Annotated in this window: 17 protein-coding genes and 1 pseudogene; 3 read left to right on the top strand and 15 right to left on the bottom strand. The window is 63.8% G+C overall.

Features of this window, described 5'->3' with window-relative positions; all coding sequences use genetic code 11:
- Window positions 1–61 precede the first annotated feature (61 nt).
- Window positions 62–2017 carry a S8 family serine peptidase gene (locus tag V5E97_RS02255; protein WP_406697662.1) on the bottom strand — a complete coding sequence of 652 codons (1956 nt, stop codon included), beginning with the start codon at window positions 2015–2017 and terminating at the stop codon, window positions 62–64.
- Window positions 2018–2350: 333 nt separating this feature from the next.
- Between V5E97_RS02255 and V5E97_RS02250 the strand changes: the two genes are divergently transcribed.
- Window positions 2351–2890 carry a DUF2721 domain-containing protein gene (locus V5E97_RS02250; protein WP_406697661.1) on the top strand — a complete coding sequence of 180 codons (540 nt, stop codon included), beginning with the start codon at window positions 2351–2353 and terminating at the stop codon, window positions 2888–2890.
- Window positions 2891–3020: 130 nt separating this feature from the next.
- On the opposite strand, the pseudogene nikR reads toward V5E97_RS02250, so the two are convergent.
- Window positions 3021–3416: pseudogene (gene nikR, locus V5E97_RS02245) on the bottom strand (nickel-responsive transcriptional regulator NikR); the annotation flags it as partial.
- 72 nt (window positions 3417–3488) lie between these two features.
- Entirely contained in the window at window positions 3489–4652 is a 1164-nt protein-coding gene (locus tag V5E97_RS02240; protein ID WP_406697660.1) for a Gfo/Idh/MocA family protein, read from the bottom strand.
- A 298-nt stretch (window positions 4653–4950) separates the two neighbouring features.
- Here V5E97_RS02240 and V5E97_RS02235 point away from each other — a divergent pair, with 298 nt between their 5' ends.
- Window positions 4951–6285: a sulfatase family protein gene (locus tag V5E97_RS02235; RefSeq protein WP_406697659.1), complete on the top strand. Its 1335-nt coding sequence runs from the start codon at window positions 4951–4953 to the stop codon at window positions 6283–6285.
- Between the two features lie 119 nt (window positions 6286–6404).
- On the opposite strand, the gene V5E97_RS02230 is transcribed toward V5E97_RS02235, so the two are convergent.
- From V5E97_RS02230 to V5E97_RS02195, 8 genes are all read right to left on the bottom strand, one after another.
- Window positions 6405–6938 carry a hypothetical protein gene (locus V5E97_RS02230; protein WP_406697658.1) on the bottom strand — a complete coding sequence of 178 codons (534 nt, stop codon included), beginning with the start codon at window positions 6936–6938 and terminating at the stop codon, window positions 6405–6407.
- A 285-nt stretch (window positions 6939–7223) separates the two neighbouring features.
- On the bottom strand, window positions 7224–8204 hold the full coding sequence (locus tag V5E97_RS02225; RefSeq protein WP_406697657.1) for a hypothetical protein: 981 nt from the start codon (window positions 8202–8204) through the stop codon (window positions 7224–7226).
- A gap of 476 nt (window positions 8205–8680) precedes the next feature.
- Window positions 8681–9367, bottom strand: a complete 687-nt coding sequence (locus tag V5E97_RS02220) for a hypothetical protein (RefSeq protein WP_406697656.1) — start codon at window positions 9365–9367, stop codon at window positions 8681–8683.
- Between the two features lie 443 nt (window positions 9368–9810).
- Window positions 9811–11100, bottom strand: a complete 1290-nt coding sequence (locus tag V5E97_RS02215; RefSeq protein WP_406697655.1) for a DUF1501 domain-containing protein — start codon at window positions 11098–11100, stop codon at window positions 9811–9813.
- Between the two features lie 35 nt (window positions 11101–11135).
- A complete protein-coding gene (locus tag V5E97_RS02210; RefSeq protein WP_406697654.1) occupies window positions 11136–12959 on the bottom strand; it encodes a DUF1549 domain-containing protein in 1824 nt (607 codons plus the stop codon).
- Between the two features lie 219 nt (window positions 12960–13178).
- The gene (locus V5E97_RS02205; protein ID WP_406697653.1) at window positions 13179–13532 is read right to left on the bottom strand and encodes a TMEM14 family protein; all 354 of its coding nucleotides are present in this window, start codon (window positions 13530–13532) and stop codon (window positions 13179–13181) included.
- Between the two features lie 83 nt (window positions 13533–13615).
- Window positions 13616–14308: a class I SAM-dependent methyltransferase gene (locus V5E97_RS02200; protein ID WP_406697652.1), complete on the bottom strand. Its 693-nt coding sequence runs from the start codon at window positions 14306–14308 to the stop codon at window positions 13616–13618.
- 304 nt (window positions 14309–14612) lie between these two features.
- Window positions 14613–15050 (bottom strand): hypothetical protein, encoded by a 438-nt coding sequence (locus V5E97_RS02195; protein ID WP_406697651.1) that lies wholly within the window; start codon window positions 15048–15050, stop codon window positions 14613–14615.
- A gap of 308 nt (window positions 15051–15358) precedes the next feature.
- On the opposite strand from V5E97_RS02195, the gene V5E97_RS02190 reads away from it, so the two are divergent.
- Window positions 15359–16585 carry a molybdopterin molybdotransferase MoeA gene (locus V5E97_RS02190; RefSeq protein ID WP_406697650.1) on the top strand — a complete coding sequence of 409 codons (1227 nt, stop codon included), beginning with the start codon at window positions 15359–15361 and terminating at the stop codon, window positions 16583–16585.
- A gap of 127 nt (window positions 16586–16712) precedes the next feature.
- On the opposite strand, the gene V5E97_RS02185 is transcribed toward V5E97_RS02190, so the two are convergent.
- The 4 genes from V5E97_RS02185 to V5E97_RS02170 form a co-directional block, all read right to left on the bottom strand.
- Window positions 16713–17312, bottom strand: coding sequence for an Hsp20/alpha crystallin family protein (locus tag V5E97_RS02185; protein ID WP_406697649.1), 600 nt, complete (start codon window positions 17310–17312; stop codon window positions 16713–16715).
- A 549-nt stretch (window positions 17313–17861) separates the two neighbouring features.
- Window positions 17862–18965, bottom strand: a complete 1104-nt coding sequence (locus V5E97_RS02180) for a CehA/McbA family metallohydrolase domain-containing protein (RefSeq protein ID WP_406697648.1) — start codon at window positions 18963–18965, stop codon at window positions 17862–17864.
- Window positions 18966–19033: 68 nt separating this feature from the next.
- The gene (locus tag V5E97_RS02175; protein WP_406697647.1) at window positions 19034–19249 is read right to left on the bottom strand and encodes a hypothetical protein; all 216 of its coding nucleotides are present in this window, start codon (window positions 19247–19249) and stop codon (window positions 19034–19036) included.
- Between the two features lie 64 nt (window positions 19250–19313).
- Window positions 19314–20816, bottom strand: coding sequence for a cellulase family glycosylhydrolase (locus V5E97_RS02170; RefSeq protein WP_406697646.1), 1503 nt, complete (start codon window positions 20814–20816; stop codon window positions 19314–19316).
- Between the last annotated feature and the right edge of the window lie 349 nt (window positions 20817–21165).

The raw sequence follows: 21165 nt of genomic DNA, 5'->3' as shown, positions 1-21165 counted from the left end.
AAGGGAGATGGAGAGGGAGCCGTCGGCCTCGATCCGTGGGCATGAGGGGACGGCTCGGCGCTCAGGAGTCTCCGAGGAATCGGGCCCAGTACTGGACGCCGGGATCGATCTGGAGTTGGGCCAGCGATTGGTTCCAGCCCAGGTGATCTTGATACCAGCGAGCGACCTTGGTGCGCTTGGCCTCGAACGTGCTCTGGAGTTTTTGAACCAGGTTGACGCGGGACATTCCGCCCTGGAGCAGGCCCACGAAGTAGTTGAAGCTCTCCGGATCGGTCGACCGGCCGAGCAAGGAACGATAGAGACCGGTGACGAATCCCTCGTTCGTCGCTCCGCTGGCCACCAGGTAATCGCTGGTTGAGAGGATTCGGGCGAGCACCGCGTTGTCGGTCTGGCCGGCGGCGAGCAAGCTGCTCCAGTAGACGACGCCGGGGTCGAACTTGAGCTGGGCCAGGGGGGCATTCCAGCCCAGGGCGTCCTGGTACCAGTGTGCGACTTTGACCTGGAGGGCTTCGGGCGTGCGTTCGAAGGTTTCGATGATCTGGATTCGCGTCTGGCCCGCATCGAGCCTTCCGACCCAGCTTGCGAGGCCCGCGGGCTCGGGATCGCGTCGCAGGAGGGTTCGGTAGAGCCCGGTGACGAATCCGGCGTTGGTCCCGCCCTGGCTATTGTAGAAGTCGTTGGTTCCGAGGATCTTGGCGAGCAGGTCGAGGTCGCTCGTTCCGTTGGGGACGAGCGTGACCGTGCTGGGGATACCGTTGTCCGCGACCGCGGTCGAGGTGACGTTGGCACCGAAGTTGACGGCGTTGTAGGCGCTGACGATTCCGCCGGTGACCGTCTTGCCGGCCACGCCGGGGAGGGGCTTGGTGGTGGCCAGGATGCGCTGAACGACTTGTTCCGCGTCGAATTCGGGGTGGAGGCTGAGCACCAGGGCGGCGACGCCGGTGACGTAGGGGGTGGCCATCGAGGTTCCCGAGTAGGACGCGAAGCTCCCCGGGATGATGCTCAGGATATTGACCCCGGGGGCGACCAGGTCGACGGTCCGGGCGCCATAGTCGGAGAAGCTGGCGAGCCTTCCTAGCGAGTCGACCGCGCCGACGGTGATCTCGTTGTTGAGGTTGTAGGCACCGGGGTAAGAGTTTGAGATGTCGTTATTCGTTCCGTTATTGCCCGCGGCCGTGACGAAGACGACCCCGTGCGCTCCGGCATAGGCGATTGCATCGCGGAGGGCTTGCGAATAGTCGCCACCGCCCCAGCTCGCGTTGATCACCCGGGCCCCGTGGTTCACGGCGAAGTAGATGCCGTTGACCGCCGCGTCGGTAGTGCCGTCACCCCGATTGTCCAGCACCTTCACGGCCATGATCTTGGAGTACCAGTCGACCCCGGTGACTCCATAGGTGTTGTTACCCCCCGCCGCCAGGATGCCCGCGACGTGGGTGCCGTGCCCGTTGGTATCCTGCACGTTGTTGTTGTTATTGACGAAGTTCCAGCCGTAAACGGCATTCCGAAACCCGTCGGAGCCGGAGAGGTCGCCCGGGTTTACCCAGAGTCGATTCGTCAGTTCGACATTCTTGAGGTCGATGCCTGTATCGAGTACCGCCACGACCGTCGTGTACCGCCCCTGGGTCAAGCCCCAGGCCTCGGGCGCATCAATGTCGACATCGTTCGCGTTGTTCAGACCCCAGAGCTGATTGAAGTAGGGGTCGTTGGGCGTGAGGGCCGCCGCGGCATGGATCGTGGAGTTGGGCTCGGCGTAGCTGACCAGCGGGCTGAACTGGAACCACTGGAGTACTCGGCTGGGCTCGCTCGCCGCTCGTACAGAGATCAGCATCGGCCCGGAGGGGTACTGCTTGACGACGGTGGCTCCCACGGTGGCCAGCGCCGTCTGGATCGTCCCCCCCGAGAGGTTGGGCTTGAACCGGACGAAAAACTCGTCGGTCGTGCTACCGCTCATTAGCGTGCGAGGCTCGAGGGCCTCGAATCGGAGCGTTGCCGCGGCTCGTCCGGCTCTGCGTGCCATGGGTGTCTCATCAACGGTGCGGTGTCAGGGGAAGTCGCAGTGCTTCCGGTGCGAATTCAGGAAGGAGAGAAAGACTTCTCCGGTTCAGGAGAGTTTAACTCGCCTTCGATGCATCACTAACTCTACCTGATGATTTTAAGGCCAGCCATCCATGCAATCTTATTTTGCTCGTCGAGGAGCGGTTCTCATCCCTGGTCATACGACTTCTTGCCTAAAGCGTTCACTGTGACTCCAGTTGACGTCAAAGTGACCGGGCGACGATGATTTTGGGCAACGGAGGCCTGGCCCATTCGTTCGACCCGCCCTGCGAAAAAAAATAGAGAAGGTCTGCCCATGCCGTTCAGCCCGTCCAGCGCGCTCCTCTCCAACGATGTCTATGCGACGCTCTCGGCGATGATTACGCCGGCCATTTTCCTGACAGCCAATGGTTCGCTGATCATCTCGACCTCGAATCGGATGTCACGAATCGTGGATCGGATCCGGGTCCTCAACGACCTGGGGGACCGGATTGGCCGGCGCGGCTCGGATTTCGACTTCCCGCGGGAACGGTTGGTCAACGTGGAGGCTGAGCTCGACCGTCTGGTCTGGCGAAGCTACCGGATTCGATACGCCCTGGTCTCCCTCTACCTCGCCTTTGGCGCGTTCGTGGGGACGAGTCTGACGCTGGCGATCGACGTCTGGACGGGCAATCACCGCCTGATTTTCCTGCCGACACTTCTGGCGGTTCTCGGCGTCTTCCTGATGCTCGCGGCCTGCGTCAACCTGGTGCGTGAAGCGCTGGAGGCGCTCCGGGGCAACCGCAAGGAGCTCTGGTTTTTTCGAGAACTTCAGGCGAAGCGGAACGCGGAAGGGATGGAGGAGCTGCCGAAGTGAGCGCGGTCCCTTGCCCGACTTGGGTCCCTCAGTGTTGGTGATTTCCTTCGTCGTCGTGTTCGTGGTCGTGATTGTGTGGATGAGGGTGACTATGTGCCCCTTTTTCGTGTGAGTGAGCGTCGGGGATGGGGCCGGCCGCGGTCAGGACGAGGCGGCCGGACTCGACCCCTTTGGTGCCGATGAGGCTGTCCGACAACTCGCGGATCAGCTTGGCCGACCCGCGGAGTAGGATCACCTCGAGGCAGCGGTGTGCGTCGAGATGCACGTGGGTCGTGGTCACCACCCGCTCGAGGTGCAAGTGCTGGATCTCGGTCAGCCGCTCCGAGATCCGGCCGGCGTGGTGGTCATAGATCAGGGTGACGACCCCCATCGCGTCGCTATCGTCCACGGTGATCACGTCTTCGATCAGGGCCGCGCGCATCAGACCGCGAACCGCTTCGCTCCGGTTGGGGTACTGATGCGTCTCGCGGTACTGGTCGAATTTTTGGAGTAATTCGCCACCGATGGCGACGCTGAATCGCACCAAGGGGTCTTTCACAGTTCCTCACTTCCTCAACAAAAGAGGCGGATCGGCTGTGGCCGCCGTCGGTCGTCGATGCTATCCGATCTTGGGCATCTCGACCCAGGCACCGTCCTGGTTCGAGCTGGCGACGGCCCCTTCCACGAAGGCCATGCCCGCGACGCCATCAAGGATGCCCGGATGCTCGTAGGGGGTCGGCACTTTCTCGCCTCGACGCCCGCGGATGGTCCATTCGAGGGTGCGATGGAGGTTGCCGAGGGCCTCGTGGAACCCTTCGGGGTGGCCGGAGGGGAGCCGCAGGTAGGGCTTGATCGAGCCGGGGAAGTAGTCGTAGTCAGCCCCTTGACGGTAGACCTTGAGCGGCTGGCCGCCGGTATAGTGCTTCAGGACGGTGTGGTCGGTGATCGACCATTCGAGGGTGCCGGTCGTGCCGCTGATCCGGAATCCGTTATCGTTCTGGGCTCCGATGGTGATCTGCGAGGCCGCGATGGTGGCGATCCCACCGTTATCGAGCTCGGCCAGGACGGTGAAGTCGTCATCGAGGGAGCGGCCGGGAACGAGCGCCTTGAGGCGGCCGCGAATCCGGGTCGCATGGCGGCCGGCGACGAACCTAACGAACTCGTAGGCGTGAGTGCCGATGTCGCCGCCGCATCCCGAAGCGCCCGCCTTGGTGGGATCGACCCGCCACGACGCCTGCTTCTGCCCGTCGGCCTCGATCTTGGTCGCGAGCCAGCCTTGGGGATACCAGGCCTCGACCTTGCGGACCTCGCCGATGGCGCTGTCGCGAATCAACTCGCGGGCGAGCATGACCATGGGGAAGCCGGTGTAGGTGTAGGCGACGATAAACGGAGTCTTGTGCGCGGCGATGGTCGCGTGCAGGCGGCGAGCTTCGTCGAGCGTGGTCGTCAGCGGCTTCTCGCAGAGTACCGCGATCCCCGCGTTCGCGGCGGCGTCGGCCGGTCCGAAGTGCGCATCGTTGGGGGTGACGATGGTCAGGTAGTCGATTCGTTCCGACTCAGGCAGCGCGGCCTCGGCCTTGACCAAGGTCTGCCAGTCAGGGTATCCGCGTGTGAAGAACAGGTCGCGAGCCGCCTCGAGCGACTCCTCGGGCTTACTCCGCAGGGCGCCCGCGGTGAGTTCGGCCGAGTTGTCTATGAGGATCGCGCGGCGGTGAGGTCCGCCGAAGAAGTTGGCTGGTCCCCCGCCGCCGACCATGCCTACCCGCAACTTCCGCTGGCTCATCGTGTCGTTCCCCTAAGAGTCGTGCCCTTGGCTCGGACTGTCCGGACCGGCCCTTGGCGTGCTGGTTCGTCCCGCGAGGCGTGAGGAGCGGCTCACCCCTTCGGCTGGCGGAAGAGATTTGAGAAGGGGCTCATCCCCTGCCCGTTCTCTTGGTTTATGTGAATCCGCGAGACTGATTCCAAACGGCTGAGGCCCGGAAAGGGCCACTATAGCCCGCGACAACTCACTTTTGTAGAGTGAGGTCGCCCCTCCGAAGGACCGATTGGCAAACGCAACGCTCCCGATCGAGAACCTTGCCATGAACCATCGTCTGCTGCTGGTTTTGACCGTGCTCGTGTCCGGCATCGGAGCGTCGGCTTTCGCGGCCGCCGAGGGGACAAAAGGACCCAACGTCGTGCTTCTGCTGGCCGACGACCTTGGCTGGGGCGACGTCGGGTTCAACGGCCGTACCGAATGGGCGACCCCCAATCTCGACCGCCTGGCGGGGCGAGGGACGACTTTCAAGCGATTCTACACGGCCGCCGTCGTCTGTGCCCCGAGCCGAGCGGCCCTGATGACCGGCCGGTATACGATCCACGACGGGGTCTCGCGGAACAATGATGACCTGCCCGCCCGCGAGGTCACCCTGGCCGAGGCCTTCAAGACGCACGGCTATGACACGGCCCTGTTCGGCAAGTGGCATCACGGTCAGCCGAGGGATGGCAGCAAGACCTACGTCCACCCGATGGACCAGGGGTTCGACGAGTTCTTCGGCTTCACCGACGCCAAACACGCCTGGGAGAAGTATCCCGAGCAGCTCTGGCACGGCCGGGCGCTCAAGCCGGTCTCAGGTTATTCCGACGACATGTTCGCCGACCACGCCATCGACTTCCTCAAACGGCACAAGGACAAGCCAACGCCCTTTTTTCTCTACGTTCCCTTCATTAACACGCACTTCAACATCGAAGCCCCGGCCGAAGAAGTGGCGCTTCACAAAGGGAAGTTCACCGAGGCGGATCCGTCGAACCCGATCCGGGCGACTTACGCGGCGATGGTCACCCAGCTCGACAAGAACGTCGGCCGGATCATGACCGCGCTGGAAGGCCTGGGGCTGGCCGGCGATACGCTGGTGGTGTTCACGAGCGACCACGGAGCGACCTTTGAGTCGGGCAACCTGGGAACGAGCAACTACCACGACAGCAACCGGCCGTTCCGTGGGCAGAAGCGCACACTGTGGGAGGGGGGGATCCGCGTCCCTGGGATCGCCTGCTGGCCGGGCCACGTTCCCGCCGGGGTGGTCTCGAATGAGGTGGTTCACATGACCGACCTCTTTCCGACCCTGCTGGCCGCCACCGGCGCCCACCCCGAGGCGGCCTGGCATGTTGACGGGGCGGACCTCTGGCCGACCTGGACCGGCAAAGCCAAGGCTTCCGACCGTACCCTTTTCTGGGAGTGGCGGGTCGAGGGGATGAACCAACTCGCTGCGATGCGAGGCCCGATCAAGCTGGTCATCACCAGCGGTGGCCGCCCCGAACTCTTCAACGTCGAGGCCGATCCCGCCGAACGTCGCAATGTGATCGCCGAGTATCCTGAACTCGCGCGACAACTGCAGACCGAGTTGAAGGCGTGGTTGGCGACGGAAACCAAAGATTGATGGTTGGTGGTGACTTGAGGGTCAGGTTTCCGCCTGCCCTGCCCTACCCTCTCGCTTGAGGGCCGGCAGGCGGAAGCCGCCATGGCTTCGGGCGTATGGCCAATGCCCTTCGCTCTGGCTCAGCCGCCGCGTGCCTGGTTCAAGAACCAGGGGAACGGGTAGGCGCCGGGGCCGGGGACGATCGGATCGAGGTCGTGGACCGGGACGTACGACCCTTGGTCGTAGTACATGCCCACGGGCTTGAACGGTTTGAGGAAGCTCTGGACGCCGCGGAGCGCCGGGTGCTTGGGCACGCAGTCACAAGTGATCGTGCTTTTGCCGGGGCTGCCGTGGAAGTAGGGGTAGATGCTCGCCGTGCAGTTCGCCTTCATGGGGTGGCCGTAAAGGCCCCCTTCCTTGATGCTGTTCGGGCGATGGCCGTGGGGGCGGTCGCCCCAGCGGGTGTGGTACCAGAGGTCGCGGCGCGGGTCCGGCGGCAGGGTTGACTCGATCTTCGTGAATCGCGAGATCAACCCGCTTCGCTCCGAGATATCGGGGATGTTCGGCTGGGGGACCTGCCCGAATGCCGGCACAGCAGGCCAAACCATGACCGCGCCCAGGACCGCCAGGGCCGACAGCCCCATCCGGCCAAGTCGTGGAGAACCAACGCGCATCGCCACCCCTCCTCATCAAAAAAAATAATACGAGTTGCCCAGGTCGCCTCCGTGCATCCGGCGGGTTTCTTCTATGTCGGCCGATTGATGGAGACCCTCAAGCGATTCGAGTCCCTTGCGCTCGTCTTGTTGGTCCCGTTGCCGGTAAAAGCGGCAAAATTGGTCGAGGCTATGCCATGCCGGGCGGGAGGAATTGGTGTGGGGCATCGAGAAACGACGAAGGCCCGGCATGGTGATGCCGGGCCTTCGTCGGATCTTGGGGTGATGTACCCGATCAGAAACAAATCAGGGGACGTTCTCGTTGAACGGAGGGAAGGCGAAGAAGTCGCGAGGCGAACGGGTCGTCACGATGTAGGGCACATAACCGGGCGTGAGGGGCACCGGGCCTCCAGGCCCCACAAACCACTTGATGTCACCCTTGTGGAGTAACTTGGCGGCGAGGGCCTTGTGCAAGCCGAGCAACTTATGTCCACCCATGCAGGCTCCGCAGCCCTTACCACCGCAAGCGCCACACCCGCCCTTACCGAAGAGGCCACGTCCACCGCAGGCTCCGCAACCCCCACCATGGCAGCTACCGCAGAGGTCACCGGACGAGAATCCCCCGGACCCACCCTGGCAGATCCCGCAGCCGTTGCCGCTGCATTGGTCGCAGCCCTGACCACGCCGGTGGAAGTGACGAAGCTTGAGCTTGCAACCGGAATCGCCGCACTGAACCGAGGGGTAAGCCGACTGGGTCGAGACGAGCGGAGCCTGGCTCGAGGGAGCCACGATGGTGCCACCGGTTGAGACCAGCCCACCACAGTCATTGCAGCCGTCGTTCCCGAAGTACTTTCCGCCGTGGCCCTTCTTGAACAGCCCACAGCCGCCCCCGGTGGTGCCGCAGTTGCCCCCGCTGGTGCCGCAACCGCCGTTCCCGCATCCACCGTCGTCGCATCCACCGTCACGATGGAAAAGGCCATGCTTCTGGCCGCCGCAATCCCCACCGTGACCACAGCCACCGATTCCACAGCCGCTGCCGTGTCCTCCGAGACCCCCATGCAGCAGTCCACCTACTTTGGCCAGGCCACCACCGAGCCCCCCCTTGGCGTAGTGGCCATAGGGAACCGGAGGTGCGAAGTAAGGCCCGCCCGTATTGATGTCGACGGCTTCCACTTCGCGAGGGATCGTATGGAGCCCTCCGGCACGAACCGAACGGCTCTGTCCGATCGTGATTGTTGCCGCCAGGGCAAACGTCAAGGCCACCCCTCGCCATTTTCCGAAACGCATGGTCACTCCCTTTTGTATCGTATCGGTGTATCCCTCCTGGAGTTCCGGAAGCAAGCGATCGACAGTCTCCCACGCAATCCTCCGCGTGGAGCATGTCGGCGACCAGGGCCCGTCCACGTGTCCTCCGTCCCCCGGAAGGAACGTGGCTCGTGGTCCAGTTTGGCCATGGGTAGTGGATCGGTTCGACCCACCCTCATTCTGGAGTGAAACCTGACGGCGCGCGCCGGTACCGGCCCATCGTCGGGGGACGATGGGCCGGTCCGGGGGTGTGGGAGCGATGATTCTCGGCTCATTTTTCCGCCGAAAAGGCGGGGGCCGAAGCGGATTCGGGAGGCGAAAAAAAATCGGAAGTGGTCGTTGGATCCGAGGATCCATCCTTCGGTTCGGGCCAACCCTTTGGGAATCAGCCCTGCTCTTGTTTTTAAGATTCGCCTCCGGATCCTCAGCGGACTTCGCGCGATTGCGTTCGCGAGGTCTTATCGCACCTTGCTACGGCCGTACACCTTCGACGCGGGCAAGTCGTTGATCTTCTGCGTCTCGGGCTGGTCGTAGCGGATCGAGGCGTGATCCTCTCCTCGCCTGCGCTCTTTCGCCTCGCGATAGTCTCTGCCGATCGCGGAGAAGCCGAAGAGGTGCGAGAGAATCCTGGGGGGGTTGGAGCCTGCCGGCCTGATCGGCTCGGGGGCGGGGGCGGTGCTGGCCTGCATCACCGAGCGATCGGTGCCAGCCGAACGGCTCGGCGCCTGCCCGGGTCGCGCCTGGACGACGCCGATCGGCGACGGATCCGCACTCGGAACCTGGCCGCCGACGACCGCATATCCGGGCGCTGCATCGCCGCCAACGACGGCATAGCCCGAGGCCGAATCCGAGACGACCACGCCCTGATGTCCCGCCTGTGACTGGCAGGTGGTGCAGACGCCTCCCTCGGTCACCACGCCTTCGGACACGACTTGTCCGGGCAGCGATGGGGGCGGGGGAATGTTGATCCCTTCGGCTTGCAGCTTCGCCCTCTGGCATTCGGCGCAGAGCTTCTGCTTGCCGAACAGCCCCCGGCGGTGATTGTGCGGATTACTGGCCGAAGCGGGCGGATCGGCCCAAACGGCGACCGGAGTGGCCAGGGCCAGGCCAAGGACGGCCAGACCGGTGCGAGCGAGGAGGTGCATGGGAACTCCTTTCCCGAAAGCGAACCGAGTCCCCTCGGGAACGTCGGCATATAAGACGGCGGGGGGGCTACGTCACCAATCCTCGGACACAACCCTCCCGATCCCTATTCCATGATCGACCCGGCAGGCCCGTCGTCTTGCGGAAAATCCACGGAATCGGCGCAATGCTGTCAGGCGTCAGTCCTGGGGCCGCTGGTTTGTGGCCGGCCCCCGACGCTTGTCGAGGGATTTCCTGGAAGCGCGGGCGCCCCGCCCCTCTTTCTGAGTTTCAGGAATTGAATGATTTGGATTGCGTGAGAGATGACCGTTCGCCCCACGGCATGGCAATCCCGAAACCCTTCGGACCCATAAGGGCCGGACTGCGGCCAGGCGCAAGCAGAAACCCGCCTCCGGGAAGGAAAGCGGGCTTCTTGAGAAGACGCAATTCCTCTCGACATCGTCGATCAGGAGAAGAGCTGTTTGACGACCTTGCCGCCGTCGACGATCTTGATCGGCCGGCCGAGCGAGCTCATGTTTTCCTTGGCCGGGTCGATCTTCAGGGAGTGGCAGAAGCTGGCCAGGAGGTCGGTGACCGCGATCGGTTGGTCCTTGACCTCGGACCCGTCGGGACTCGAGGCGCCGAGGACCTGGCCCCCTTTGATCCCACCGCCGGCCAGGGCGATGTTGAACACGCGGGGAAAGTGGTCACGGCCCGCGGTCGGGTTGATCTTGGGGGTGCGGCCGAACTCGCCCATCCAGATCACGAGCGTTCGATCGAGCATCCCTCGACTCTTCAGGTCGGCCACCAAGGACGCGAAGCCCGGATCAACCTGCGATGCGTTCTTCGCGACCCGCTCGACGGTTTCCTGGTGAGTATCCCAGCCGTTGGAGCGAACCTCGACGAAGGTTACACCCGCGTCGACCAGTCGGCGCGCCAGCAGGCAGCCCTGGCCGAACGCGCTCGTTCCGTACGCGGCCCGGACCTTGGCGTCCTCACCACTGAGATCGAACGCCTTCATCCGGGGTGAGAGCACCATCCCCGCCGTCTGCCGGTAGAGCGCGGTGTGATCCTTGACCCGATCGGCGCCTCCGGTCCGCTCGAAGGCCCCCTGCTCCAGTGCTTGCATCAGGCCCAGTCGTCTCGAGAACCGGGCGGTGTTGACCGGCGGCACGGCGTTGGCGGGTGGTTTCGTGGGGTCCTGTACGACGAACGGCTCGAGCGAGACGCCGAGCATGCCAGCGCCGATCGTGGCTCCGCCGATACTGACGATATGCGGGAGGTCGAACTTGGGATCGCCCAGCTCGTTGGCGCTCACGCAACCGAAGCTCGGGTGCTTGACCGTTCCCGAGGGGGGGTAACCGGTGTGGAGCTGGTAGGTGGCCCGTTCGTGGTTCCCCTCCTTGTTGGTCATGGAGCGAACCAGGGCGACGTCCTTCATGACCTTGGCGGTCCGTTCCCAACCGGGGGCGATCAGGATGCCGGGCACGTCGGTCTCGATCGGCTTGATGCCGCCGCCGTTGGCGTGGTCCGGCTTGGGGTCGAACGTCTCCATCTGGCTGGGCCCGCCCGCCATCCAGAGCAGGATGCAGGCCATCTGTCGCTTGCGGAGCTCTTCCGCCTGCAAGGCCAGCATGTCAGTGAAGCTGACGGTTGCCAACCCCGCCGCCGCGAGGCCGATGCCTTCCAGGAAACCACGGCGATGCAGGACCCCCTGGCCATTCATCGCCACTTTGACGATCGACTTCTCGAACATGGTCGTCATCCTCTCACATCAGGATCGGTCTGGGATCAGCGGCGAGTGATGAATTCGGTCGAGTTGATCAGGCTCCAGAGGATATCCTCGAACGCCTCGCGGCGGTTGCCGACCTTGTCGATGTAACGGCCGCAGACCTGGACTTCCTTGAGGGTTGGCTCCCGCGCCAGGACGCGGATATAGATTGCACCCAAGGCCGCTCGGTTGTTCTTGGGGTTGGCGGCGAGAATCTGACCGAGCACGCTATTGCCGCTCCCGCGCATCGCGTTGTGGAGCAGCGGACTGTTCATCAGGTAGAGGGACTGGGGGATCGTGCCCAGAACGTCCTCGTACGGGGTCGACGGATCGGCGCCGAAGAGGGCATTGAATTGCTCCCGCGCTCGGCCGGGGCCCCGCATCCCCTTGGTCTTGCCGACAGCCCCCTTGAGGTCCTTCGCCAGGGCGTTCTTCTTCGCGTCCTTGCCCGGGGCGTCCTTTGGCTGGGGATCAATCTCGAAGTTGAGCGCCTGGGCGAGCGAGTCGATGATTTGATCGGACCGAAGCCGGCTGGGGCAAACGGCGGCAAACGAAGTTCGTCCCGACGCCGTGTAGGTCGACCGGACCTCGCGCTGATAGGCCCGGGTGTTGAGAATCGTGCGGAGGAGCCAGCGGATGTCGTAGCCCCCCCTCTGGAACTCCGAGGCCAGGACCTCGACGACCTCAGGGGCCTTGGCGGTTCGCTCGGGTCCCATGTCGTCGACCGGGCTGTAGAATCCTTCGCCCAGGAGGATGTACCAGACGCGGTTGACGAACGCCTTGGCGAACCAGGGGTTATCCTGGCCGGTGACATAGTCGGCCGCAATCCCGAGTCGCTCGGCCGAGGTCAGGCCGGCCGGTAGGATCTCTCCCTTGGGGTCGAGGAAGAACTTGGGCGCCACGAAGATTTTCTTTTGCGGGTCGAGCTTGTCGGGCATCGCATAGCGCGGCTTCGCCTTCGCCATGACCTCGATGACGCGCCTCTGCCCTGGGCTGGCCTTGACCACCTCTTTCCGAGTCACTCCGTCGAAGTAGGCGGCAAAATCATGGAACTGTTGCCGCTTCCATGAATCGTTCGGATGGTCGTGGCACTGGGCGCATTGGATTTGCACGCCCAGGAAGATGCGCGAGACTTCCCCCGCGAGTTCGACCGCCTGGGTCTCATGCGAAAGTGCGAAACCGACCGCGCCATTTTCGTCGTCGCGGCCGGTGGCCGTGATCAACTCCTTGGCGATCTCGTCCCAAGGCGCGTTCTTGGCAAACTTTTCGGCCAGCCAAGCCTCGAGCTCGTCGAAGCGGACCAGGTTGGCGTTCTGAGCCGTGGCCCGGAATCGGATCACGTCGCGCCAGTAGTGGGCCCAGTTCTCGGCGTAGTCGTGGCTTCGGATCAGATATTCAATGAGCTTGGAACGCTTGTCTTTTTCACGCGTCACGACGAAGCCGCGGACTTGCTCGGGGGTGGGCAGCTTGCCGGTCAGGTCAAGATGGATCCGCCGCACGAACTCGACGTCGGTGGTCGCCTTGGCCAGGGGGACCTTGGCTGCGTCCAGGTGCTTCTCCAGCAAGGCATCCAGCCCTTCGCTGGTGAGTGTCGGAATCGACACGACCTTGGTGGGCCGTTGCGGCAGCTTCCCTGCTTTTTCCCCCCCTTTCCCCTGGGCTTTGCCCTTCTTGTTCGCAGTGGGCTCGGGCTTCTTGACGTCGGCCGCCGCCGCGCTTGGTTTCTCCGGTTTCGGATTCGAAGGAGCCGCCGCCATCGCGAGCAGGCCGGCCGACGGCGCGACGACCAAAACCACCGCGATCACCCGGCCCCACCGCGTGCCCGTCTTCCGGGAACTCGCCATGCCAACCCTCCTCATATTCTGTTGGATCGAGAGCCAACCCCCTTCGCCACCCCATTCCACCCGATCCTCGGAGCCCGACGTCGCTACTCGGTTTTCCCCGGGAGCATGCACTCTGTCTTGTGTGATTGTATCAGTATTGCCGATTCCCGTGTAAGGGGATGTGCCCTCTCGCATTATAGGTTGGATGCAACCCAGAAGAGAGCGCTCCCCCTCAATGGGTTACAAGATCGGCTGAGCGGGCGCCGGAGCGCCGATTACTGTCCATACGATCAAGATCACCACAACTCCGAGGCTGACGACCGCCATGAGCCCGTTGGGCATGAACACCCGTGCGCGTAAGGCGTACCGATATCCAAAGAAAACAAACAGGAAGACGGCCAGGAACAACCCCAGGGGCCGTCCCCAGTCGTTTCCTTGAACCGAGAGGACGAGGGCGACCACGGCCGCCGCCGCGCTGACGAGTCCCGCAATCAGCGACGGGCGGCTTCGCGCTTTCACGAACCCCATGATGCCGCCCATCGCAAGCAGTACGGCGTAAATTCCGAGTGTGACGTGGCCCACGAGTGGGTGCATGGTCGATCTCGCTTTTTTCGTTCGTGAATCGGTTGTGAAAGCCGCGCGGGCGTTGATTCCCAAGGCGGAAAAAAAGTGGTGCTTCAGGTGTTTGGCTGGGACCAGCAGGCGACCCATCCCAGAGGGCGTCCCACATAGGGAACGGCCCGGGGGAGGCGTTCGGCGAGTTCAGGGGGGACGACCAGGGTCTGCTCCCCTTCGAGGATCAAACCGGCGTCGGTACCAGCCTGGAGATATTGCTCGATGGTTCGATGAAAGGTGGTGATCGCGCGGCGGTGACCGGTTTCGGGGTCGATGAACCGGGCCCGCTGGCCTTCGCCGGTCCGCTCAGGATGCAAGGCGGAGACGATGCAGCGGCCACCTGGTTTCAAGACGCGAGCCGATTCGGCGAGCAGGCGAGGGAGGTCGGCGATGTGCTCGATCACGAGCCCGAGCACGACCGCGTCGAACGTGGAGACGGGGAATGGCAAGGCTTGCGGCAGGGCGTGCCGGACCCAGCAGACGTTGCGGCCGTCACGTTTCGAGCGGGCTCTCGCGATCATTTCCAGGGTCAGGTCCAGCGCCCAGACTTTCGCTCCCGCGTCGGCCAGGGCCCAGGTGTGCCGACCGGTTCCGCAGCCCAGGTCGAGGACGCGAGACCCGCGCAACGGGCCAAACCAGGCGCTCACGGCCGGCTCTTCCAGCGCGATCAAGGGGTTGCCATCGTCGTCATAGCAGGAAGCCCAGGCGGCGTAACCCGCTTGGATCGAAAACTCTTCGGGTAGTTCCTGTCGCATGATGGCCTGGTCAGGTTGTCGGACGTCGGACGTGGGTGGCTTCCATTCAAACGTCCGGTCCGGTCGCCGGCAATGGACGTTTCGGCGAGGTCGACCTGGAAGCGGTGGATCGGGGGGAATTGTCGCGACCCGTCAGACGCGTTCGAAATCAAAAAAAAAGTGGACGCAACTTCGGCATCCCGGTATTTGCGGGAGGAGCCCGAGGTTGCGTCCACGTGCGACGAGATGATTGAGCGGTGGCCGGTGAGCCCTCGAAAGGGTTCACCGAGACCTCCCGCCGTCATTCTCCGTACGGCTTCAACAATTAGGGGTTGCCGGGCGGCGGAACCGCATCCGGCGGCGTGATCGCATCGGGAGCCGGCGGAGTCACCGGCGTGCCGACCGGCGGCTCCACGCTCAGCGGGCTGGCGTTGACGTCGGTGGGCCGTCCCAACTGGTTCTGAACCGGGGGAATCGATCCCGGTGCGGGCGGTACGGCGACTGGGCCGATCGACTCCGGCTCCAGGCCCATCGCCTGCATCCGTGCTCGTTGCGCGGCGGCCTGCGAGTTGGCCATGGGGAAGTTAGGGCCGGGAGCGAAATATTGAACGTCGTCATGCATGTACTTGCCCGAAGGCAGGGTCATGCCGGCGTACTCTACCTGACAACCGACCGACGGAAGCAACCAGCCAAGTGCCAGCGCAGCCCATGCCGCGTAGCGTGGGCCATTCCGTCGCGACGATCCCGTACGGTGGGACCCCATCGTTTCCACCCTCCTTGGCGAAAGCGGCGGTTGATCCTGTACCGCCGTCCGTGCATCATTTTCGACTCGGTCCGAAAAACGCAGCGATTCAGGTCGTTGCGGTCGTCGGGTTTCGGTCACACCTAGGAAATCGGACGATCAGGAGGGTCAAGCCCAATGTTTCCGCGCCGAGTCTCCAAAAGAGACCAAAACGAGGGGCCCGGCGATCGGGCTTGGCCGATCTTCGAGCGTCGTTACAATGCTCCGCTCAGAGGCCGAGGAACGGGGGTCGGGCCCGGCTTGCGATCGAGGGTTGGGGCAATTCTTTGATGTTGTCGTTGGCCGAGGCGCGGGCGCAGATTCTGGATCGGGCGGAACCGGGCGAAACCATTGAGGTGTCTCTGGCCGAAGCCCTGGGGCTGGTGTTAGCCGAACCGGCCGTGGCGGACGTGGACCTCCCCCCTTTCGACCGCGCGGCACTGGAGGGCTACGCGCTTCGCGCGTCGGACGGACAGGTGGAGACTCGACTCCGGGTCGTCGGTCCGCACGACGACGATGGCTTCGAGCTCGAAATCAGTGCCGATGAGGCCGCGCACGTCACGACGGGCGACCCGATCCCCTGGGGGGCCGACGCGGTCTTGCGGTCTGACCGCATCCGGCCCGAGCCGGACCTTGGTCGCCCTCGGCTCGTCGAGGTCCTCGAACCGGTCGCGGTGGGAGAGAACCTCGTCCCCCGGGGCCACTATCTCCGGGCCGGCACGGAACTGGCCCCCGCGGGCGCTCGCGTGCGTATGGCGATGGTCGGCCTTTTCGCGGCGCAGGGGTGCGTGCATCCCGTCTGCTACCGCCGGGTCCGGGTGGCCGTGTTCGCGGTCGGCGACCACATGGTTGGTCCCGGCGAAGCGCCCGTGATGCACCGCGAACGCAATGCCGCCGGCGCGACGGTGGTGGCGCCCTGCCTGCGCTGGGGAGCCACCGCGCACGACCTGGGGGCGATTGCCGAGGACGATCTCGATGCGGCCCTGTCGCGTGCTTTGACGGCTCCGATCGTGGTGGTGATGGGCCGATCGACCTCCACCTTGCGGCGGGCCCTGCTCCGCGCCGGGGTCGAGCCGGTCATTTCAGGGGTCTCGATTCAGCCCGGCAGGGCGATGACCTACGGGGTCGTCGTTGGTCCCTCGGGGCGGGTCGAACACCACGTCTTTCACCTTCCGCCAAGCCCGATCGCCGCCTTGACGGTCACCAGCCTGCTCGTTGGCCCTTTGATCGCGAGGCTCCAAGGAGGACCGGCCGGTTCTCCCCCTGCCCTCCGCGCTGTCTGGACCGCTCCCCACCGTCCGACCGACGATCGCCTCTGGGCCGTTCCCGTCACGCTCAAGGTCGACGACCAGGCGCGCCTGCTTGCTACGCCCATCGACTATCGCGGTAAGGATGACCTCCTTGGCTTCGCACGCGCTGAGGCCCTCGCGCTTCTCGCCCCCAACAGCGGTCCCTGGCTCGGCGGCGAGATCGTCGAAGTCGCTCCCCTGGGGCCTTGGCCTCCGCACGATTCCTGATGGAGTGAGGCAGAGGGACTTGCCCGACGAGGAATCGACCAGGCCGAGCGAGTCACTCCGCGATTCCAATCAATTTTGGACCGGCGGAGTGATTCCAGGGCTCCCTGACCTTCATTCTGATGCGGAATCATCGTGCATCAGGGGAGGCTTGGCTCGTCGGGTCCGAGGGGGATTGGCTCGCCTCCTCCGCCTGGGCTTGCTCCTGGCCGCCTGTTCGGGATCGTGACTGAGAGTGTTTTTGGCCGCCGTTGTGGGTCTGCTTTTGACTGCCGATCTGGGACTGTGCCTGGCGGCCGATTTTGATCTCCTTCGGTTTGGCCTCTTCGGCCTTGGGCAGGACCAGCATGAGCACTCCGTTTTCGAAGCTGGCCTGAGCCTTGTCGGGGCTAATCATTGTCGGCAGCGTGACCGTCCGTTGGAACTGGCCGAAACGACGTTCGCGCAGATGCCAGTGCGACTCCTTTCTCTCTTGCTCCGCCTTGATCTCGCCCCGGATGGTCAAGTCGTGCCCGTGGGCCGTGACGTGAACATCTTCGGGCTGTGCGCCCGGCATCGACATTTTGATGATGAACTCATTCTCGTCCTCGGTGACGTCCAGAGGAAGCATCACCGAACCCCCTTCCGCCGGCAACCCGAGGGGGCGGACAAAGCTCTCCTGAAACAGCGAGTTCATTGCGTCGCGAAGACTCACCATTTCGCGCAAGGGCTCGTAAGCTTGGATGGCCATGGCGACCTCGCTCCTTTCAAAATTGGGGATGGGGCTCCTGGATTGGGAATCACGGATCGACACGGATCGTAGACGGCTTCGGACTCGTCGATCGTCACCGCCCTGGCCTCGGTTGGTGACGATCAACTCCTGGCTTCCGGGCCGACTCCGTCGATTGGCCCTCGTCCACTCACCCGCTTACCATTCTGATAATACAAGCGGCGTGCCCATTCGAGCTTCCTACCGTTCTTCCTGCGGAACCCCGTTGCCAAAACCTAAGCTTGAAAAGAGCTTATGCATTGGCGGTTCGCTCCCGGGAGCGGGCGTCCTGGCCGCGGCAAGACGGCGTTGGATCGAGACAGAATGTTCGCCTTCCAAGGTGGGCTGACAGTTTGTCGTCGCGCGTACGGGGGCCCCACCCGGAAATCGAGTGTCCCGTGGAGGGAGCCCCTGACCCGAGTGCTGACGGGGTTCGGCCCTCTCACCCGCGTCGGTGATCGGGATCCACGAGATGCCGAAGTGGGCGATTCGACGATGATACGACTGCGTGCCGCTTGCTCCTGGCGTCTCTTATTTCGCCGCGTGCACATAAATAGGATTCGAGTAGATCCAGGGGCGTTCCTCGTCATCCAAGGTGATCCATCCCTCGACGCGATAGACGCCATTCGCCTTGATGGCGACGTCGAAGTTATCGCCCTGGTGGTCCTCGATCACCCGGCCGTCACGGAGCAGGCGAATCCGGCAAGAGACCGGGAAGTGCGCGACGAGTCGCAAGCTCGGTGAAATCGTCACGTCGTCTCCCATCAGGGCACTGGAGGAGTTGTCCGGCCCGGACATCGCCTCAAACCGAAACCCGGTCGGATCACAGATCCAGTCATGGCTCACGTAGGCATGCCCAGCGCGCAACGCTTGCCGGATCGCCGCCTCACTGAGTTCAGACGCGAGGATGTGGGTGCTTGCGTTGCGGAATGAACGGCTGTAGGGATCGAGATCAATGCGCGCCAGCACGTCTCCGGGTTGGTGGCCTTTGGTCATGGCCTTGATTCCGGGCCGGAGCGTCGCGTCGATCGTCCGCCGGTCCTTTTCGGGGTCCACGTTCGTGCCGACCCGGACGTGGTCGGCGTCGACCATCGTCACGAGCAGCACCATGTAGTGATGGCAATCGTTCGCCGCCACGCCGGTCAAGCGTCGCGACTTGGTCTCGGCGTCCCACTTCGCCAGGTAATCGGCCTGGTAGGTCTGTTGGGCCGCCAGGATCTCGTCGGGGTAGAGACGGAGGTCTTCCTCCAACTCGGCAAGAGACGCCGGGTCGGTGAGCCTGAGGATGAGCGTGGCCACGCCCTCCTTGTCTTTTTTGAGGTCGGCGTGGCGGTTGTAGATCTCCAGGCCGTCGAGGTCGGTCATGGGATGATCGGGCCGTTCCTCGATGTGCGAGAGAAAGATCAGGCCGTTGTCGTCGCGAACCGCCTGGATAAAGGCTGATGTGGGGTCGCTCATTCGACCCATGATCGACTTGGTCGGGTAGATCAGGAACCCACGACTTTCCGAACCGGGTACGAACAGGACTCCTTCCCTGATCCCGCGCCAGCTATCGGTAATGAAGTCTTTGGGGGGCCGATGGTGGTCGGTCAGGAGGATCGCATGGACGCTCGCCCGCTTCGCCTCCGAGAGCATCTCGAGCCGTGTGCCGCCGGTGTGGGCCGAATCTTCGGCGTGGGCGTGAAGGATGGCGCGATAGTCGTTCAGCCCCGCGATGGGGGCAGAGTGCGTCGCGTTTCCCGGATCCGAAGTCCATCCTCGTGGACCGCTTTCAGGCGGGCCGTGGCCATCCGTTCCACGGGTGAGTATTTCGGCCTGGGGGCTCCCTCTTCAGCCGCGATCACGGCCTTCACCGCAATCAGGCCGAGGAAAACGAGCCCATGACGGTTCCGGCAAGCGGAGGAGGTGAAGCCGAGCATGGCTGATTCGCTCTGGAGATCAGGTTCGGAGGTGATCTCACCATATCTGGGGGGCGATACTCCATCAATAGGCGGAAGGCGTCATTTGAACGCGGATCGTCGTTGGCCTGGTCGCGCGGCAAACGAGCAACTGTCTGGCCTCATCCCGCCAACAGACGGCGTCGCTGGGGGAGCAGGTGATGGCGGCATGGCGCGGGAAGATCAGGTTGGGCACGAAGATTTCGGTATCGCCGCGGCTGGGATCATGTTCCCAGGCGAATGAGAGGCCGCAACCCCCTTGGCTCGCGTCCTGATAATGGAAGAGAAGCGGAGTGCCCGCCGTGTGGCGGGGATAAGGACGAGGGCGGAAGTTGGGGCGGATCGTCCCTGCCGGGTCGAGGATCGAGAAGTCCTCACCGTTCCATCCGTCCTTCGTCTGGTCATTCCACCGCGGTGTGTAGTTCCACTGGGCACCCGAGGCGAGGCAGGCATCAAGGCGGTCATAGAGGTGGGCGACGTAACCCCCTGCGTTGCGCGTCCCGGCTCCCACTCCGAACTCGCCGAGAAAGAGGGGGACGTTCCACTCGTGGGACTTCGCCGTCATGTTGGCGAACGCATGTTGGGCGGTGGTCGGGGAGCCGTACCACCGATTGATCGCGAGGGTCAACGGCTTATAGTAGTGAGGGGCGTACGCAACCCCGTCGAACCGTGGGGGGGGCAGCTTGGTCTGAAGGCCGGAGTTGGTCGTGACGTGCCCTTCGAGAAACATGATGGCCGATGGGTGCTGAGCCCTCAGAACAGCCGTCGCGTCTTGATAGAGCGGGGCCAGTTCGTGTTCCTCGTCTCCCCAGGGTTCGTTCATGAGGTCATAGCCGATGACGCCCTGGGTCTCGGCGAATCTCACGCTGATTCGTGAGAGCATTAAGAGGTATCGCGTCCGAACTCCCAGGGCATCGGTGAAGAAATCCTGGAACGACCGATGTGTCGTCGGGTCGGTGGCCATGAGCACCGGCCAGTACCGGCTGCTCGGGCTGTTGTCGGGCGTCGAGGGCCTGCCGCGGCGCGAGACCGCCCAGGCTGGGAAACCATCTCCGCTCCCTCGCGACGTGTATCGCGAGAATCCATCTTGATGAATATCAATCACCACATACATGCCGTGAGCCCAGGCCGCTTCGGCCGTGGCCTGGAGTTCCGCCAGGTAGGACTCGTCGTAGTATCCCGCCTGGGGTTCGTACGCTTCCCAGAGGAAGAGGAGGCGAATCACATTCATCCCCAGCCCTTGGAGTCGGGCGAAGTCGATCGCCGTCAGCCCGGGGCGGAACGGAGGGACCTTGGAGTCCCCCGTCACGTTGACCCCGCGAAGAATGACCACGCGTCCGGTCGGATCGACGAAGTGGCGGCCCGCGGCAAATAAGGCGGGAGGGCGAAGGGCCGGAGACGGTATGAGGGGACTCTGGGCAGGCGCCCCTGGCCGACTCCACGGCTCTACTGGGGTCGCGTCGCGACCCATGGTAAAGACGAGTAGCACCAGCGCCGCCGCAATGCGGCGAGTCAAGCGAATGGGGGGGATATTTCGAGGGCGCATCATGGCCTGGTTAGGTCGATCCGTCGGTGCCCGACCTCGGCTCATGCCGGGGAGGGACGAGACTCTTAAAGGTCGTGGGCACGCCTCCAGTGCATTATAACTCTTGTTTTGCCATCAAGGGGTTTTGGTGCCTCTCATATCAAGGGAGGGAGAGGGGTCCGTCCTGTGTCACTGACGGCGTATCAGCAGTGGCATCCAAGGGAAACGAATATGGGGTGAGGCGCGGGAATTCCCCAAAAAAAAGCCGGCCCGTTCCCCATCTGAGAGGTTCGATCTCACTCCCCAGCAGAAGCGTGCTTGCTCGTTGTGTTGACGATTCTACGGCTGGTGGCAAACTTGCGGCGAAGCTGGA

The organism is Singulisphaera photorubra, assembly GCF_045290345.1.
GTDB lineage: Bacteria > Planctomycetota > Planctomycetia > Isosphaerales > Isosphaeraceae > Singulisphaera.
The sequence above is the reverse complement of the archived record's forward strand: the minus strand, read 5'-3'. Positions and strand labels throughout refer to the sequence as shown.